Genomic DNA, 18937 nt, shown 5'->3' with positions numbered 1-18937 from the left:
CCTTATTGTTCTGGATAGTTGCCGAGCAAGCGGAACTTATCTTGTGTAGCATGTAATTCGGCGAGAACCGATAATAATTTGGGATCTGCTAAGGAGCCTTCTACATCGAGGTAGAAGAGGAATTCAAAATTGTGACCTACAATAGGGCGCGATTCTAGTTTTGTTAAATTGGCACCAATGTTGGCGAATTTTGTAAGCAATGCTCCTAATCCACCAGGGGCATGTGTGGCAGTAGTGACAACAGAGATTTTGTTAGCGCCTGGATAGACATCAAAGTTTTTACTAATGCAAATGAAGCGAGTGTAGTTGTTATCGCTATTTTGAATATTCCGTTGTAATGGGGACAGATTATATAATTCTGCACATTGTGGCGCTGCAATAGCGGCTACCCCTGGATCATCGCTAGCAGCTACCAATTGAGCTGCTCGAGCAGTATTGTCGAAAGAACGCAATGTCACACCTTCTAAGCCTTCGAGGAAATGGCTACATTGGCCGAGGGCTTGCGGATGAGAAATGATGGTGTGAATATCGCTTAATTGCGTACCTTTTTTGACCAATAAATCGTGAGAAATCCACATTCTCGTACCTCGCACGATGTAGCATTTGCGCTCTTCCAATAAGTCATATACTTCTTTGACGGAACCGTTGGAGCTATTTTCGATAGGCAATACACCAAATTCGCATTCGCCGGACTCGACAGCATCAAAGACGGCACGGAAGCCCGTTACATAATGGATTTGGCTAAGCGGTAATAAGCGGTCGCAAGCCATTTGTGCATTGCTGCCAAATACGCCGGCACAAGCGACGCGGCCGCGTTGCGGTGGAAGCTGCGGCGACTCTTCAATGGCTTTTTTCATTTTGCGCGTAAACTCTGTATCTTGGAATAATTGCTCCGCTTGGTAAGTACGGCTCAAACTGAATAGAGATTCAAAGAATCGGCGCGCATATAAGTCCATATCTGGACCCGCTTTGACAGTTACTTCGTCGAGAATATCGCGTTCGCGTTTTGGATCGTACACAGGCTTGTTCATTTCTTTTTTTGCCATTGCTACGTCTTTGGAGAGGGCCATACGCTCTTTGAACAAGTCTAGCATTTGGTCGTTGATGGTATTTATTTTAAGGCGTACTTCATCTAAGTTCATGGTCAATATCTCCTAAGAAATCAAGAATGACGAGGGCCGTAACAGCTTCTATAACAGGAACGGCGCGAAGGGCTACGCAAGGGTCGTGACGACCTTTGATGACGAGCATCGTATCTTCTTGTTGGGACAAGGATACGGAATGTTGTTCTTTATAAATAGACGGCGTTGGCTTAATGCCTACTTGCATAATGAGCGGTAGGCCGTTTGTAATGCCACCTTGAATACCGCCACTATAATTGGTTGTGGTTGTAATGCGGCCATTATCCATGGTGAAAGCATCATTTACATCAGAACCGAAAGCGGAACACATATCGAAACCGCCACCGAAGGATATCCCTTTAATGGCAGGTACGCCAAAGATGACGCGAGCCAATCGGTTTTCGATGCCGTCGAAGTTCGGGTTACCAAGACCAATAGGAAGGCCAGTAGCTACCACTTCTACGATGCCGCCTGTAGAATTGCCATCTTTCTTGAGATTCATGACGAGCGCTTCTACGGCTTGTCGTTGTTCGCTATCGATCATAGCGATAGGTTCTTCTGCAATGGCAGCGAGTGCTTTCATATCAGGATTGACCATATCGATGGGAGCATCTGTAATAGGTCCTACTTGTTTTAAATGGCCGTGAATATGGATGCCCTTTTCTCGTAAAAGTTGGAGTGCAATGCCACCGGCTACGCATAGTGGGGCTGTAAGGCGAGCCGAGAAATGACCGCCACCGCGCATATCGACTTTGTCACCGTACCGCATACGGGCCGTAAAATCCGCATGAGATGGGCGAGGGATATCGCGTAAGTTATTATAATCGCTGGAATGTTGCGATGTGTTGCGAATCATAAAGGCCAGTGGAGAACCGCTCAACATGCCGTCTACAAGGCCTGACAGAAATTCCGGAACATCTGCTTCTTTGCGTTGTGTTTGTAATTGATTTTGCCCTGGTGCACGGCGCTTTAAGAATCGTTGCAATTCTTCTATATCGATAGTATGGCCGCAAGGCAATCCATCTACGACGCCACCGATAGCATAGCCGTGAGAGGCGCCAAAGGTAGAGACTTGTATTGTTTTGCCAAAGCTAGATGACATGAGCATTTCCTCCTAACATATTCCAATCGTCGAAAAAGTGAGGGTACGATTTAGTAATGGCTTCGCTATCTTTGAGCGTTACAGGGCTTTCACTAATAAGAGCCATCAATGTGCCAGCCATGACGAGGCGATGGTCGTTAACACAATCTCCCATACCACCTCGCAATGTGCCGGAACCTATAATATATAAATCGTCTCCTTTTTCGCGAACGGAGCCACCTAAATCACGCACTAAATTAGCTACCGCAACGAGTCGGTCCGATTCTTTTAAACGAAGGCGAGCGCCGTTGATGAAAGCGCTTTCACCCTTAATGGAGCAAGCCAAGGCAGCCATAACAGGAAGCATGTCTGGCATTTGTTCGAGGTCAGCCTGGATCGGCGTCGTAGCACGGCCGGAAACGGTAATATTCATGCTCTCCCAATGGACCTGACAGCCCACATCTTCTATAACCTTTGCAATGCGGCGATCCGCTTGGATAGATTCTTTATTCATGCCGGTAACCGTAATAGGCTGACCAGTCATAGCCGCAGCGACCATCCAAATGGCCGTATTGGACCAATCGCCTTCGATATGATAGCTCTCACGCCCTGTGAAAACAGAGCCACTAGGGACGATGAATTGTTCTACTGTATTGTTAATACTATCTTTGGAAGGTTTAATATTCTTGTTCGCCTGTGTCTGCAAATTGTCGATGGTTGTCGTTGAGTATTCAACATGAACCCCGAAATCCTTCATCGTTTCTGTAGTTAATCGTACATAGTCTCGCGATTGTAACGGTGTAGTGCAAGTAATGGTAGATCCATTGAGCTGTGGTGCCGCTAAGAGTAATCCTGAGAAAAATTGACTACTTACGTCCCCAACCATAGCAAAATTGCCGCCTTGCAAGCGTCCTGTCATCGTGAAAGGGGGCGCCTCTTTGGAAAAGCTAACGCCATGGGATTTCATTTCTCCTAACATAGGCTCTAAAGGGCGCTCTGGCAGGCGGCCTTTTGCATCTACTTCTACTGTGTCACAGATAGATGCCGCTACAGGGAGTAATAGGCGCAAGGTAGTACCCGATTCGTGGGGGCGAATTTGTCCTGCCGCCGGTACTGGCCCAGGTGTGACGGTGACGATTTGATTATCATATACGATGTGAGCGCCTAAGCCACGGAGTGAATCAATAGTGGCATCAATATCCTTTGATGATTTGCTGAGCACAATCGTCGAAGGCGACGTAGCTAAGGCAGCACAGATTAAAGCGCGATGAGCATGGGCTTTGGCTGGGATAGATGAAACCGTACCACTAGGAATGGCATTTGTAACGGTATGCATAGGAAACTCCTTATATAAGATTACATAATTGATATTAGTATATATTAAACTAAATAATTTGCTAATTCTTCGTGGGTTACAGTTTTCAATTGACTAGAACCGTAACTGGTAGGAACGACGATGGTAATCGTTGCACCTTGGCTTTTTTTGTCATGTTTAGCAGCGGCTAATAACGCGTCTTTAGTAATGGAAGTAGATGTTGGTAATTGATGAGCTTCTAAGAGAGCTTTCAAAGCATCTACGACGGTTGGATTGAGGCCGTTTTCTTTGACCGCACCTTGAGCCATTAACATCATGCCTATAGCGACAGCATAGCCGTGGTGAATTTCAAAATTGCTCGCTATTTCGATGCCGTGGCCAAAGGTGTGACCGAAGTTAAGCAAGGCGCGCACACCAGACTCGCGTTCGTCTTGTTCTACAATATCTGCTTTGGCTTGTACGCAACGAGCAATGATTTGGCCCACATTATGGCGATGGTCAAGAAGCGGTTTATTTTCCAAGTGTGTCAATAAGTCTGGTACGTCGAGGAAACCGTATTTAATAATTTCACCACACCCATTGATCCATTCTGTATCAGGCAATGTGTTTAGCGTATCTGGATCGCAGAGAACGAGGATGGGTTGCTTGAAAGCGCCCCATAAGTTTTTGCCTGCTTTCAAATTAACCGCTGTTTTTCCACCTACTGAGGAGTCTACAGCAGATAATAATGTAGTAGGAATTTGGACATAGTCGATGCCCCGTAAATAGGTAGCTGCGGCAAAGCCCGCCATATCGCCTACCACGCCACCGCCGAGAGCGACTAATAGATCTTTTCTAGTTAGCGATTGGGCTGCCATATATTCGATTAAATCTATCAATTGGGCTGCATTTTTTGAGGCTTCTCCGTGAGGGAAGACATAGTCAAATACAGTGTAACCAGCCTTCTCAAATTGGTCTTTCACAGCGGATAAGTAATGAGCTGCCACATTATCATCAGTGACGATGATTACTTGGCATTTTGTCTTGAGGGGCTGAATGTAATCGATGATACGCCCAATAGCGCCGGATTCGATGATTACGTCATATGGTTCAGATGCGTTAATATGGATGCGGGTCATAGGATTGTCCTTTCCTAACAAAATAAGCTAGTATCTATTGTATCAGATACTAGCTTATTTGTGTTCTCTCTTATTTTGTAGCTTCTACAAGAGCAGTGCGTAATGCGTTAATTTCTTTCATAAGGCTAGTAAATTGATCTGGACGTAATGCTTGTGGGCCATCGCACAATGCTTTTGCAGGGTCGTTGTGGACTTCAATCATAAGGCCATCAGCACCGCCACCTACAGATGCGAGGGACAATGGACGAACCATACGGCTCATACCTGCTGCGTGGCTAGGGTCCATGATGATTGGCAAATGTGAAAGTTCGTGCATCATTGGGATAGCAGTTACGTCTAAAGTATTGCGAGTTTTTGGTTCGAATGTGCGGATACCGCGTTCGCAAAGGACGATTTGTTCGTTACCTTCAGACATAATGTATTCTGCCGCCATTAACCATTCTTCGTAAGTTGCAGATAAACCGCGTTTTAATAGCACGGGTTTGTTCAATTTACCTACTTCTTTTAATAAATTGAAGTTTTGCATATTGCGAGCGCCAATTTGTAACATGTCCACATTATCGAAGTATTGTAATTGGGAAATATCCATTACTTCGGATACGATAGGAAGACCTGTTTCTTTTTTTGCCAATTCTAATAATTCTAGACCTTCAGGGCCCATGCCTTGGAAAGAGTATGGAGACGTACGAGGTTTGAAAGCACCGCCGCGAAGGATAGTAGCACCAGCTGCTTTACAAGCTTTCGCCGTTTCTAATACTTGCTCAGGTGTTTCTACGGAGCAAGGGCCTGCCATGACTGCGAAATGACCGCCACCGATCAATACACCACCTACATTGACTACGGTATCATCAGGGTGGAATTTGCGATTTGCTTTTTTGAAAGGCTCTTGAATACGAGTCACTTTGGATACGGAATTGAGGGACTCAATTTGGCGTAAATCCACAGACGATGTATCGCCAATGAGACCTAAGATATGGTAATGCGTACCTTGGGAAGGGTGAATAGTAAGGCCCTGTGCCTCTAATTTGCTACGTAAATCATTAATTTCTTGTTCTGTTGCTGTTGATTTTAATGTGATAATCATAATAACTCTCCTCTTAAATAACATCCTGAATAGTAGAGCTAGCCCAACAGGTAGCAAATAAAAAGGGCTACCCGTATGTGCTATACGGGTAGCCCTTTCACTATTCTAAGCCGCCATTGACTCCTAAATTAGCGCAGCCCAAATAGTTCCTTACCCGTACGTTGGATAAAGAACCAATAAAAATATAATGCTGCTGCTGTACTAATTTGGTTAGTCATCATGGTTGCTCCTTTCTAAAATTTATGAATACAGTATAAACCCAATATAAAGATTTATGCAAGTACTTTTTTCAAAATTTCTATAGAATTATTTAGTGTATTGTATGAAAGAATAAAAAATATTGCATTATAGCTAGCTATATAAGGATTACATATATACATGTAGCGTTTACAATTTTAGTGATATAATTGTTGATATGGGTATTGCTATAGTTAACATGAGGTGAATTTATGGTTATTCAAATTTTAGATCATATTAATGATGACATTAAACAGATTCGTACCGATGTATTTATAGAAGAACAAGGCTTCGAAGTAGAATTTGACGATATTGATGATATAGCTAAATTTGTACTTTTATCCATAGATGGTAAAGGTATTGGTACTTGTCGATTCTTTCCAGGTGAGGAAGAAGGCGACGCCCACATTGGGCGCATGGCAGTGCGAAAAGAGTACCGAGGTCAACATCTAGGTGCCAAAATCATGATAGCTGCTGAAGCAGCCATTCGAAAAGAGGGATATAAATCTTGCTCCTTATCAGCACAAGCACAAGCACGCCCTTTTTATGAAACGTTAGGCTATGCTGCAGAAGGGGAAGAATATCTTGATGAAGGATGCCCGCATATTTTTATGATAAAAGTGTTTTAATCAATTCATAAAGAAACCGCATATGTATTACGTTATATAAAGGGCGAAAGTAAAGACACCTCTATTGCCTCCAATTCGCGGACAGACTAAAAGCTACTATGTATTGGAGGTATTCTGGATGTGTTTTCTTTGTAGATATGGTATACTAATAAATAATGATTTTAAATAAATGTAAGGTATGAGTAATAAGGAGTAATCAAATGACAGCAGAGAAACAAGCCGCAGCGGCAGCAACGACGTCTAACCCAGCGAAACCGATGAATAAAGAGCAAGCTACAAAATGGGTAATTTGTCGTGTATGTGGTTATATTGAAGAAGCGACAAAGCGTGATGAAGCATGTCCAGCATGTGGTTATCCAGCGACGGTATGGATGGACTATACACCACGGCGTATTGATCCAAAACGGGATAAGTTGTTAGACTTACATTTACATCCAATTGCGGTACATTTCCCAATCGTAGCTACAACAGGTACTTTTTTAGTTCCTATTATTGCATTGTTAATTCCATCTATTGCTACTACATTGTTTCATGCTGTTACATTGGCAGCTATGATTTTACCAATCTTAGCTATCATTGGTGGTATTTCCGGTTATATTGGTAGTAAACTACGCTATAAAACAGCAACAGCCAAGATACCTAAATTAAAAATTTACTTAACCATCGCTTATTTTATCCTTTCTTGCATCCAATCCTATGTGGCTTTCACACAAGGTGTTAATACAGAAAACGCTTGGGTTATGATTGTCCTTGGTGTAATTGGTTCTGTTATGGCTGGTAGACTTGGGAAAATGGGTTCTTACCTATTCGCTGGTCGATTCAGCCCGTACACAGCCGGATAATAGTTACGTTAACTCAATAAAAGGCACACTTACTATTTTTTAGTACTAATTGTTTGTTTTCTAACGTGATAGTTAAATAAAACACCCCTATTATCTCCAATACGCGAGGGCCTATTGGGCCTGCTCAAAGTCGATAATAAGGGTGTATTTTATTTTATTTTATTCTTTATAACGTATTTATAAAAATTTCTTTGTATGTAATATAGGCGTGCCTTTTATTTCTCTTATCTAAGCTCTTTTCGGCTAGTGCAGAGCTAAAACGACCAGTGAAAAGAGCGGGGGGAGGAAATGCGACTATTATCGACTTTGAGCAGAACCTCCCCACCGAAATGTTAGAGAGAAAATAAAACACCCTGCCAGTATTGACTTTAAGAAGGCCAATGGCCTAAGAAGATTGCATGAATAAAAAGAAATACCCCTCTATTATCGACTTTGAGCAGGCCGTAGGCCGTCCGCGAATTGGAGATAATAGAGGGGGGGTTCTTTTATATACGGAATTCTTACACTAAATCATCAAAATCAAAAGCCGCCGCTTTTGTATAGTTTGTTACTTTAGCTTCGAAGAAGTCTGTTTTAGTGCTATTTAAGTTGGAGAAGCCTTCAATCCATTCCATAGGGTTGTCTTTAATGTCTGGATAGAGGTGTGGTAAACCGATGGCTTCTAAGCGAATGTTCGCTAAGTATTTGATGTAGCGTTCGATGAGAACGTTGTTGAGGCCGAGGATTTTGTCGTCTGTAATGTATTGACCCCAAGCGATTTCGTTTTCTGCACCTTGGCGAATCATGTCTGTAATTTTCGCTTCTAGTTCCGGTGTGAATAGGTCAGGACGTTCATGACGTAATTCACGGATAATGTTTTGGAACAATACGAGGTGAGTTACTTCGTCGCGGTTGATGTATTTGAAGATAGTAGAGGTAGCTGTCATTTTACCTTGGCGTGCTAATGTGTAGAAGAAGCTAAAGCCAGAGTAGAAGTAGATACCTTCTAAAATATAGTTCGCAATGATTGTGTGGATCAAGTTCGCTTCGCTAGGATCATCGGAGAATCGTTGATATGCATCAGCGATGAAGCGGTTACGAGCAAGTAGGTTTTTGTCAGTGCGCCATTCGTCATAAATTTTGTCCCGCGTAATTGGGTTTGTTACAGTGTCCAAAATATAGGAATAACTTTGGGCGTGGATTTCTTCTTGGAATGCTTGAATATTTAACAAAGATGCCACTTCAGGAGCCGTTACATAACGGCTCAAGTTTGGCAAGTTTTCCGATTGAATTGAGTCCAAGAAGTTTAAGAAAGAAATGATTTTGTCGAATGCACGACGCTCATTATCTGTTAAGTAAGGGAACTGTTTTACATCTTCGCTTAACGAAATTTCTTCAGGAATCCAGAAGTTGTTGAGCATAGTACGATACATTTGGTTTGCCCAATCGTATTTGATGCGGTTCCATTCGCGAAGGTTTGTCGTATTGCCGCCGATCATGGCTTGCGTGCCACGGTCGCCGTTTTCGTTAAATATGAGTTTCTTTTCCATTGAGGGACTCCTTTGTAAAAGGGATAGTATTTAGACCATTATACAGCAACTACTAATTAAGATGCGTATTTATTAAGAAGAACAACTAGTACATTCGTCCATTTCGAGGGACTGGTTGCGAATGTAGTAAATCGTTTTAATACCTTGTTTGTACGCTTCCACATAGAGGTCGAGAATTTCTTTTGCTTTCATTTGTGGCGTAATGTACAAGTTAAACGATTGTGCTTGATCAATATGGCGCTGGCGGATGCCGCAAGCCTTGATAGACCATTGTTGATCGATAGTGTGCGCTTCTTTATATAACCAGAATGTTTCGTTGTTCAAATCAGGTGCCGTTTTCGGTGTGAAAGAACCTTTTTTCTCTTCAATGAAGAATTTTTTGAAAATAGGGTCGATACCAGCCGTAGTATTTGCAATGTTGGAGGTAGAACCAGTTGGAGCGATAGCCATAAGGTAACCATTGCGGATACCGTATTTTGCTACGTCAGCAGCCAATTGTTTCCAACGGTCAGATGTATAGCCACGGCGTGTGAAATATTCGCCTGTTTCCCATTCGGAACCTTTGAAAGCTGGATAAGCCCCTTTTTCTTTGGCTAATTCCATAGACGCTTTAATAGCGTAGTAAGCGATATTTTCGAATAATTCATCGGCTACTTTTAAATGTTCTTCCGATTCCCATTGGATATTATGGTTTACCAAGTAATGATGGTAACCAGAGGTACCGAGGCCGACAGCGCGGTATTTATCAGATGTCATGCGAGATTCTGGTACTGGCGCTTGATTAATAGAAATAACATTATCTAACATGCGGATTTGAAGGGCAATATTAGCTTCTAATTCGTCATCTGTAATGCGGCCTAAGCTGATAGAGTTAAGGTTACATGTTACCATGTCGCCTGTTTTTGTTGTAGTTGTAATGGAGCCATCTTCGTTGATGATTTCTTTGTCTAAGTTTGTAAAACCAACATTTTGAGCGATTTCGTGACATAAGTTAGATGCGTAAATCATACCTTCGTGTTTGTTTGGATTAGCTTGATTAACGGTGTCACGGAAGAAAATGAAAGGCGTACCTGTTTCTACTGCACTACGCATGATTTTTTTCATCATGTCCAAGGCTGGCACTTCGATGCCGTGGATATTAGGGTCTTGCTCGCATTCGAGATAACGTTTTGTAAACTCTTGACTTTCATCGGTGTCGAAATAATCTTCTAAGGAATAGCCTTTGACAGCTTGAATTTCATGAGGGTCGAAGAGGGTGAAGTTTTCGCGAGCCATCATGCGTTCCATGAAGATGTTTGGTACGGACACAGCAGGGAAGATATCGTGTGCTTTACGGCGATCGTCACCGTTGTTTGTGCGCAATTCTACGAATTCGTAGAAGTCTTTGTGCCAAATGTCGAGCGTTACGGTAGCACCGCCTTTTCGTTTGCCTAATTGGTCAACAGCTACAGCTGTATCATTATACAAGCGAATCCAAGGAATAACGCCGCCAGAGGAGTTTTTAAAGCCTCGAATATCAGAGTTTAAGGCACGTACTTTACCAAGGTAGATACCGAGGGCTCCACCGTGTTTAGATACGCGAGAGAATTTGCTGTTTACGTCGTAAATAGACCATAAATTATCATCTACACCAGAAATGAAGCAAGAAGATAATTGATGGAACGGAGTGCCTGCGTTAGCTAATGTAGGCGTAGCAGTAGTCATTTTTAATTGACTCATTAAATCGTAGAATTTTTTTGCATATTCTACTTTTTTATCTCCTTCCACGAGAGCTAAGTGCATAGCGATAGCCATGAATCGCTCTTGTGGTAGTTCGTAAATCTCTTTGTTGAAACCTTTTACAAGATAACGATCAGATAATAGTTTTAAACCTTCATAGTTAAATAAATAGTCTCGCTTTGGTTTAATATAATCGCCTAATTCCTGTAATTCTTCTGGTGTATATTCAGTCAGGAAAAAGTCAGCATATTTTTTTTCGGCCACTAACATTTCTACTAAGTTTGGGAAATTGCCATAACCGAATGCTTTGTAACGACGAGTGATAGCCGCTTCTTTATATAAATCAAATAAATAGAGTCGAGCTGCTACGAATTGCCAGTCTTGGTTCATTTTATTAACTTGATTGCCAAAACCATCGTCTTTTTTGGAAATTACTTTTTCAATGGCTGTTTGTACTAATGTTTTTTGAATTTCTTTAGTTGTCATGCCATCAACGAATTGTAATTTTGCATCCATTTCAAGTTCTAATGGATCACAAGAATCCAAACCTAAACATGCGAAAGCAATCATACGTTTCGTTTTTTCAACGGATAATGGTTCGACATGACCATCCCGTTTTTTAATCATAATTTCCATTTTAATCCCCTTTATATAATAAATAATCTATAAATTCGTATGCGAACAGAAAAATAAGAAAACTACAATATATTGTAGTTTTCTTTCACATTGCATACAGTATGTTTACATTATACCAAAAAAATCGATGTATTCAAGACTTGACTTTTCGAAAATTTTAAATATTTCTGTTACTATATTTTCTCAATTCTAGAAAGAACTAGTTTAAGGATAATTTTGTTATTTCTATATGTGAAAATTAAATTTCTGTTTGACAATTTTAAAACATACTTATATAATAGGTTTTAATAAATGTAAAGTATGAAACTACTCTTAGTTTCATAGGTAGGTTAATTTGTAGAATGGAGAGGTGTTACTATGTCGGAAAATAATAAAAATGTCGACAAACTAGCCAAAGAGATTACGCTCCAAAGTCGTGGTCAAGGAAAGCTGCGCCAATTTATTTTGTGGATGGGCGCTCTTATCATTGGGGCTATTTTAGGATGGCAAAACATTCCTGTATTAAATGAATTATTTGATTTTATTGCCACTGTCTTTACTCGGCTATTCCAATTTATCGCTATTCCAACAGTATCGTTAGCAGTTATTACTACTTTATCTGCATTGGGAGGCAAAAAAGATACAGGTCGTATTTTTGGTCACGCTTTAGCGTACACCTTGTTAACTACCATTGCGGCATCTGCAGTGGCATTAGGTTTATACCTCTACATTGCACCAGGTAATTTACCATTAGACGTAATCGGTGCTGGTGTGGCAGATGTGCCAGAAAAACTTGGCTCTGTTACATATTACGATCATATTTTATCTGCCATTCCTAATAATGTATTGCAACCATACCTACAAGGCAATGTATTATCTGTTATGTTTATTTCCGCTTCTGTAGGTCTTGCCTTTGCATTTATGCCTAAAACAGAAGGTCGCGAAGCGGTATTAAAGGTATTGTTTGGTTTACAAGAATTATTGTTCACCTTAATCAAAGCTATCTTGTATGTATTGCCAATTGGGATTCTTGCTTTCGCAGGTCAATTGGCGGCTCAAATCGAAGCTGGTGTTATCGTTGGTGCTCTTGGTAAATACACAGGTGTAATCATCGGTGGTAACTTGATTCAATTCTTCATTGTATTACCGTTGTTCTTATTATTCCGCGGTTTGAACCCAATTTCCGTGTTCCGTAAAATGTCTCCAGCCGTAGCTGTTGCTTTGTTTACTAAATCTTCTGCTGCTACACTACCTGTTACATTAGCTTCTGCAGAATCTAATTTGAAAGCTCACCCTGCAGTAGCACGTTTCGTATTGCCAATTTGTACAACCATCAATATGAACGGTTGTGCTGCTTTCATCCTTGTAACATCCTTATTTGTCATGCAAAATGCAGGCATCGAATTGACAATGGGCACTATGATTGCTTGGTTGTTCATTTCGGTTCTCGCTGCTGTTGGTAATGCAGGTGTTCCAATGGGGTGCTATTTCTTGACATTATCCTTGATGAGCTCCATCGGCGCACCAATAGGCTTGCTTGGCGTTATCTTGCCAATCTACACAATTATCGACATGATTGAAACAGCTGAAAACGTATGGTCTGACTCTGCTGTATGTGCTATGGTTGATCACGACCTAGAAGGTACACTTGGCGATGACGATGGTGAAAGTTCAGCGTTGCAAGGTGCGTAAATTAGACAGATTCATAGTAGATGAAAGATATTTTATATAAAGGCCTTATCGAAAGATAAGGTCTTTTATTGTTTTCTGTGATATACTTTTACGAAGAGTTTCAATATACAAACGTTAGATAATATAGAAAGATAGAATCATGAGTAATACTGTATTGGTTCCTCGTGAAGTTTTAGAAGAGGACATAACTAAATTTATCCAGAGCAAGTGTTTAATTCCTGGAGGATTAGGCTTGTGGGAGTTATATTTTCGGAAAATTTGCCATGCCTGGGGGCGTATTGATGGCATCATTAAACCGCAGCATATTATATTTGCCGCTGATAATGGTTGTAATATGGAAGGCTATGTAGGCTACAACTACGAAGTGACACAAAAGCAGTCGCGCAACATGGTATTAGGCCATACGGCAGCTACTCATTTTTGTGAGTTTAATGGCATTCCCTATGAAGTTGTAGATGTGGGCATTGCTAGTCATGATGGTATTGGCGTAGATCGTAAAACTGCGAAAGGGACTCGTAATATTATGAATCAGGCAGCTATGACTATAGATGAATTTGATAAGGCCTTTACAGCAGGCAAAGAACGAGTTCAATATTATGTAAACAAAGGTGTGAATTTGATTTCCTTTGGGGAAATGGGCCTTGGTAATACAACTACATCAGCAGCGGTGTTATCAGCGTTAACAGGTCGTTCAGTAGAGGAAACAGTAGGTCCTGGTTCGTGGCCTGATAAAGAAGATTTGATGACGAGAAAACGTGGGGTTGTGCAACAGGCATTGGATCTTCATAAAGAGTCGTTGCAAACGGTGCCATCCATTATTGCCCATGTAGGGGGATTTGATATAGCGGCTATGACTGGGGCTATGGTGCGTTGTGCAGAGTTAAGGATTCCTTTTGTTATTGATGGATTTATTTCTGCTGTTGCGGCTGCTTGTGCTTTCCATTTAGATAAAAGAGTTGAACAAGTTGCTATTCCTTCTCATGTATCTCGGGAAAAGGGGATGCTCATTGCCTTACAGGAAATTGATATTGAAAGAGTGGACGTACCGATTCAAGCTAATATGGCTATGGGGGAAGGAACAGGTGCTATTTTAATGGTACAAATGCTGAAAACGACACAATATATGTTTGTTAATGTAGGTACCTTTGCTGATATGATGAAGTTATAGAGAATTATTAAAATAATTTGAAAATTAAATGTATATAAATATAAGATAATTACTGGGTTATAAATACATAATTAAATTTTATAAATAAGTTTTTGCTAAAATTTATAAATTATATTATAATAAATACACCGAATAGGTATGGATGAATAGTAATTATAATTCATCCATTACACACCCCGAGAAGAGTTACAATGAATTGGCAAGTTGTTCATTGTAGCTCTTTTTTGCATATGTAACATACACTATCGATATATATCATTCATAAAATAATAAATCTTGATGTTGTATAATATAAGTATAAGAGTTTCTATATTATATAAGAATCATTACAAATAACTAATATATTTATTAGTAAGATATGATTTATAGTAAGTTCAGTAAGAGAGAGGTTCGTATGAAGCCTATATTGCGTATGGGTATTGATGTTGGTTCTACAACGGTAAAAGTTGTTTTGATGAACGAGCATAATCAATATTTGTACAAACAATATATTCGACATTATGCAAATATTTTAGACACTGTACATACATTGCTCAAAGAGGCCCAAGTGGGACGTGAAGATGCTATGGTTCAGGTAGCTATTACCGGCTCTGGTGGCATGGCGATGGCTGAGAAGGTCCATATTCCTTTTGTCCAAGAAGTGATTGCCGAGACGAAGGCCATCAAAGCGCTATATCCTCAAACAGATGTGATCATTGAGCTGGGAGGAGAAGATGCGAAGGTAACCTATTTAGGACAAACCGCAGAGCATCGTATGAACGGCTCTTGTGCTGGCGGTACGGGTGCCTTTATCGACCAAATGGCGACTTTATTACAAACTGACGCATCTGGATTGAATGCGTTGGCTAATAATGCTGATGCTATCTATCCTATAGCGGCTCGTTGTGGTGTGTTTGCTAAAACAGATGTACAAGCTCTCTTAAATCAAGGGGCATCTCACGAAAATATTGCAAAATCCGTATTCCAAGCCATCGTTAATCAAACGATAGCAGGTCTTGCATGTGGGCATAAAATAGAAGGTAATGTAGCGTTCCTCGGCGGTCCATTGACGTTTTTGCCACAACTACGCCAATGTTTCTGTGATACGTTAGAACTAGATGAAGCACATCGCATCATTCCGGACAATGGGGAATTGTTTATCGCTATAGGTGCTGCCTTCATGAGCGGATCTTGTCGAGATATTACGATGGGTGAATTAACCGCTGAAATTGGGGACTTATTAGGGTTGCCGATGGAAGCGACAGACCGTATTGAGCCACTATTTAACAGCGAAGAGGAATTAACAGAATTCCGTGCCCGTCACAACCTGGCGGTTACACCTAAAGCGCCTATTGAAGAAACGGTAGGACCTTGTTATTTAGGCATTGATGCAGGGTCTACGACATTGAAAGTAGTCCTTATTAATAGCAAAGGGGAAATCATTTTTTCCCACTATGGTCCAAATCACGGAAAGCCGTTAGAAAAATCGAAAGAATTAATTGAACATATTTATTCCCTATTGCCGAAAGAGGCCTACATTGCTCATTCTGGTGTGACTGGGTACGGTGAAGCCTTCTTGAAGCGCGCCCTTGGCATCGATATTGGGGAAGTAGAGACTATCGCTCACTATCGAGCAGCCCAATTCTTCTGTCCTGATGTGTCTTTTATTTTGGACATCGGCGGTCAAGATATGAAATGTACAAAAGTGCGAGATGGTTATATTGAAGACATCGGCCTCAATGAAGCTTGCTCTTCTGGATGTGGCTCGTTTATTGATACCTTTGCTACGTCCTTGCGCTTGCCTATCGATCAATTCGCCAAAGAAGGCTTGTTAGCGCCTATGCCTATTGATTTAGGGTCTCGTTGTACTGTATTTATGAACTCTAAAGTAAAACAGGCGCAAAAAGAAGGCGCTACAGTGCCAGACATTGCAGCTGGCTTAGCGTATTCCGTTATTAAAAATGCTTTATATAAAGTGTTAAAAGTAAAAGACCCTAAAGAGTTAGGGGAACACGTTGTTGTACAAGGTGGTACCTTCTACAATGAATCGGTATTGAGAGCCTTCGAAAAACTGATGGGTATCGAAGTGATTCGCCCTGACATAGCTGGTTTGATGGGTGCTTATGGAATGGCTTTATTAGCCTCTGAAGCAGCGGAAGAAGCTACTGCAGTGAGCGGTCTTTTAGATCTTGAAGGGTTACGTTCTTTGCACGTATCTACTTCGATGCGCAATTGTGGACTGTGCCCTAATAATTGTATGCTCACTATTAATGCCTTCTCTGACGGCCGCACTTATGTAACAGGCAACCGTTGTGACCGCGGTGCTGGTGATATGATTCAAGAAAAACGCAAGCCCGTACCAAATATGGTGGATGCTAAATTGCGCCGCTATTTCGATTACTATATGAAACAAAACTTACCAGAATTTTCCGGTAAGTTGCGTATAGGTATTCCGCGCGTCCTCAATATGTACGAAGATTTCCCGTTCTGGTTTACCTTCTTCCACACCTTGGGTTGCGAAGTTATTCTGTCAGAAGCGACTACAAAAGATCAATATAATAAGGCTATCGACACTATCCCGTCGGATACGGCGTGCTACCCAGCAAAGGCCGTACATGGACATATTCGGGACTTAGCTAAGGAGCAAATTGACTTAGTGTGGTATCCTTGCGTACAGCACGGCCCGAAAGAGTTCAGTCGAGACAATAACTACCATTGTCCGATGGTCATTTCCTATCCGGAGCTCATCAAAAATAATATGAAAGACGTGCTCCAAGAAATTCCTATTTACACACCATTCTTGCCATTGGCAGATAAAAAATCTCTTGTGCCAGCCTTGGTAAAAGTCCTCAAAGATTTGGATTTCTCTAAAAAAGATATTACTAACGCTGTAGAAGTGGCATGGGCAGAGCAAGAACAGTGCAAGGCGGACTATCGGGAGCAAACGAAGAAGGTCGTGTCTCGCCTCGTAGCAGAACAAGTACCGACTATCGTCTTGGCAGGTCGTCCATACCATTTGGACTCTGGTATTAATCACGGTATTCCAGAACTTATTACATCCCTTGGCATGGCGGTACTTACGGAAGACGGTGTAGCTCCATTAGGAGAAGACATCAAACATCTCCGCGTCGTAGATCAATGGTCCTACCACAGCCGATTATATAGAGCTGCTGAATTTGTAAGCCGTACAGAAGGGTTCCAAATTGTAGAACTCAATTCCTTTGGTTGCGGTCTCGATTCCATCGTAGCGGATCAAGTGAAAGATATTTTGTCGGCAAAACATAAAATTCATACGCTTCTCAAAATTGATGAAGGTACGAATTTAGGTGCCGTTACTATCCGCTTGCGTTCCTTACAATCCGTAATGGAACGGAGTATGCGTCGCCATCATAATCCAGAGGCGCCAGAAATACCTGTCGTTGACGACACACCTGCTTACGATTATGAGCGCGTAGTCTTTACGAAAGATATGGCAAAGTCTTACAAAATCTTAGTGCCACAAATGTCGCCGCTCCATTTCAGCCTGTTAGAGCCAGTGCTGAAAGCAGAAGGGTACGATTTTGAAATGTTGCCAGCTCCTACGCGGGAAGATATCGAAATTGGTCTTAAATATATTAACAATGATGCTTGTTATCCAGCCATCATCGTTGTTGGCCAATTGATGAGCGCTCTGTTATCTGGTAAATACGATGTTAATAAAACGGCGGTTATCATCTCTCAAACAGGGGGTGGTTGCCGTGCAACGAACTACATCGGCTATCTCCGGAAAGCATTGATTGATGCAGGTATTAAACAAGTGCCTATTTTATCTCTCAATGCGAGCAATATGGAAAAACAACCAGGCTTTACATTGACGAAGACCTTCTTGCATCGGATGATTCAAGCCGTTGTATACGGCGATGCTTTAATGCAATGTGTATTGGCTACGAGACCATATGAAACAAATCCGGGATCTGCCAATGCTTTATGTGACTATTGGATTGAGAAGTTGCGGAAAAATATTACTACCGCTAGTCTCCGTCAATACAATAAGTACATTAAAGACATCATTAACGACTTTGATCAATTACCAATCCGTAAAGATACACCAAAACCACGGGTTGGTGTAGTAGGGGAGATTTATGTAAAATTTCATCCTAGTGCGAATAACCATATCAATGAGTTAATTGAAAAAGAAGGGGGCGAAGTCGTTACATCTGGCTTGCTAGATTTCTTCTTGTATTGCGCTATGGATAGCACGTATCGGGCTAAGCATTTAGATGGCACATGGTTATCGGGCTTCTTCGGTACATTGGCACGGGAATTGCTAGAGCTCTATCGATTGCCATATGCTAAAGCCGTAGCAGCATCGAAACACTTTGATCCATTGCAACGCATGACTGAAGTGGCAAAAGAAGCAGCTCAGTTTATCGACCTTGGCAACCAATGCGGTGAAGGCTGGTTCCTCACTGGCGATATGATCGACCTTATCGAAAAAGGAGCGAAACAAATCGTTTGTCTGCAACCATTTGGCTGTTTACCGAACCATGTTACTGGTAAAGGCATGGTTAAAACCTTGTCAGAAGCATACCCAGACGTTCGCATTGCAGCTATCGACTATGACCCTGGTTCCAGTGCCGTAAATCAAGCTAATCGTTTAAAACTCTTGTTAGCTACTATGTTTGAGTAATATATATAAAAGCTGTCATTCACAATATATGTTATGAATGACAGCTTTTATTTTGTTTCAATTGTTCTTAGAACTTAACCGTCCTTAGAATCTAGTTATCTCTAAACGCTAATCGTTTTTAAAAGTTAGTCACTTTAAC

12 protein-coding genes are annotated in these 18937 nt (G+C 41.3%); 5 read left to right on the top strand and 7 right to left on the bottom strand.

The features are described 5' to 3' along the window. Positions 1 to 2: 2 nt before the first annotated feature. The 5 genes from NFR29_RS04570 to aroF all read right to left on the bottom strand — a co-directional run bounded on the left by NFR29_RS04570 (position 3) and on the right by aroF (position 5719). On the bottom strand, positions 3 to 1142 hold the full coding sequence (locus tag NFR29_RS04570) for a bifunctional chorismate mutase/prephenate dehydratase (RefSeq protein WP_251423920.1): 1140 nt from the start codon (positions 1140 to 1142) through the stop codon (positions 3 to 5). Beyond that, positions 1129 to 2223: a chorismate synthase gene (gene aroC, locus NFR29_RS04565; protein WP_251423917.1), complete on the bottom strand. Its 1095-nt coding sequence runs from the start codon at positions 2221 to 2223 to the stop codon at positions 1129 to 1131. Before aroC ends, NFR29_RS04570 begins: the two co-directional genes overlap by 14 nt. Beyond that, entirely contained in the window at positions 2213 to 3538 is a 1326-nt protein-coding gene (locus NFR29_RS04560; RefSeq protein ID WP_251423914.1) for a 3-phosphoshikimate 1-carboxyvinyltransferase, read from the bottom strand. Before NFR29_RS04560 ends, aroC begins: the two co-directional genes overlap by 11 nt. A gap of 44 nt (positions 3539 to 3582) precedes the next feature. Further along, complete coding sequence (aroB, locus tag NFR29_RS04555; RefSeq protein ID WP_251423911.1) at positions 3583 to 4635, bottom strand: 3-dehydroquinate synthase; 1053 nt, start codon at positions 4633 to 4635, stop codon at positions 3583 to 3585. A gap of 70 nt (positions 4636 to 4705) precedes the next feature. Beyond that, entirely contained in the window at positions 4706 to 5719 is a 1014-nt protein-coding gene (aroF, locus tag NFR29_RS04550; RefSeq protein ID WP_251423908.1) for a 3-deoxy-7-phosphoheptulonate synthase, read from the bottom strand. 449 nt (positions 5720 to 6168) lie between these two features. Between aroF and NFR29_RS04545 the strand changes: the two genes are divergently transcribed. Both NFR29_RS04545 and NFR29_RS04540 read left to right on the top strand, forming a co-directional pair. Continuing rightward, positions 6169 to 6585 (top strand): GNAT family N-acetyltransferase, encoded by a 417-nt coding sequence (locus tag NFR29_RS04545; protein WP_251423905.1) that lies wholly within the window; start codon positions 6169 to 6171, stop codon positions 6583 to 6585. A 200-nt stretch (positions 6586 to 6785) separates the two neighbouring features. Next, a complete protein-coding gene (locus NFR29_RS04540; RefSeq protein ID WP_251423902.1) occupies positions 6786 to 7427 on the top strand; it encodes a rubredoxin-like domain-containing protein in 642 nt (213 codons plus the stop codon). Positions 7428 to 7927: 500 nt separating this feature from the next. Here NFR29_RS04540 and NFR29_RS04535 read toward each other — a convergent pair whose 3' ends face one another. Further along, positions 7928 to 8956 (bottom strand): ribonucleotide-diphosphate reductase subunit beta, encoded by a 1029-nt coding sequence (locus tag NFR29_RS04535; protein WP_251423899.1) that lies wholly within the window; start codon positions 8954 to 8956, stop codon positions 7928 to 7930. A gap of 72 nt (positions 8957 to 9028) precedes the next feature. Beyond that, positions 9029 to 11311, bottom strand: a complete 2283-nt coding sequence (locus tag NFR29_RS04530) for a ribonucleoside-diphosphate reductase subunit alpha (RefSeq protein WP_251423896.1) — start codon at positions 11309 to 11311, stop codon at positions 9029 to 9031. A 357-nt stretch (positions 11312 to 11668) separates the two neighbouring features. Here NFR29_RS04530 and NFR29_RS04525 point away from each other — a divergent pair, with 357 nt between their 5' ends. The 3 genes from NFR29_RS04525 to NFR29_RS04515 all read left to right on the top strand — a co-directional run bounded on the left by NFR29_RS04525 (position 11669) and on the right by NFR29_RS04515 (position 18798). After that, positions 11669 to 12982 carry a dicarboxylate/amino acid:cation symporter gene (locus NFR29_RS04525; RefSeq protein ID WP_251423894.1) on the top strand — a complete coding sequence of 438 codons (1314 nt, stop codon included), beginning with the start codon at positions 11669 to 11671 and terminating at the stop codon, positions 12980 to 12982. Positions 12983 to 13121: 139 nt separating this feature from the next. Beyond that, positions 13122 to 14150, top strand: a complete 1029-nt coding sequence (locus tag NFR29_RS04520) for a nicotinate-nucleotide--dimethylbenzimidazole phosphoribosyltransferase (protein WP_251423891.1) — start codon at positions 13122 to 13124, stop codon at positions 14148 to 14150. Positions 14151 to 14544: 394 nt separating this feature from the next. Continuing rightward, a complete protein-coding gene (locus tag NFR29_RS04515) occupies positions 14545 to 18798 on the top strand; it encodes a 2-hydroxyacyl-CoA dehydratase (protein ID WP_251423889.1) in 4254 nt (1417 codons plus the stop codon). Positions 18799 to 18937 lie beyond the last annotated feature (139 nt).

The organism is Veillonella agrestimuris (assembly GCF_943193065.1).
Lineage (GTDB): Bacteria > Bacillota > Negativicutes > Veillonellales > Veillonellaceae > Veillonella > Veillonella agrestimuris.
The sequence above is the reverse complement of the archived record's forward strand: the minus strand, read 5'-3'. Positions and strand labels throughout refer to the sequence as shown.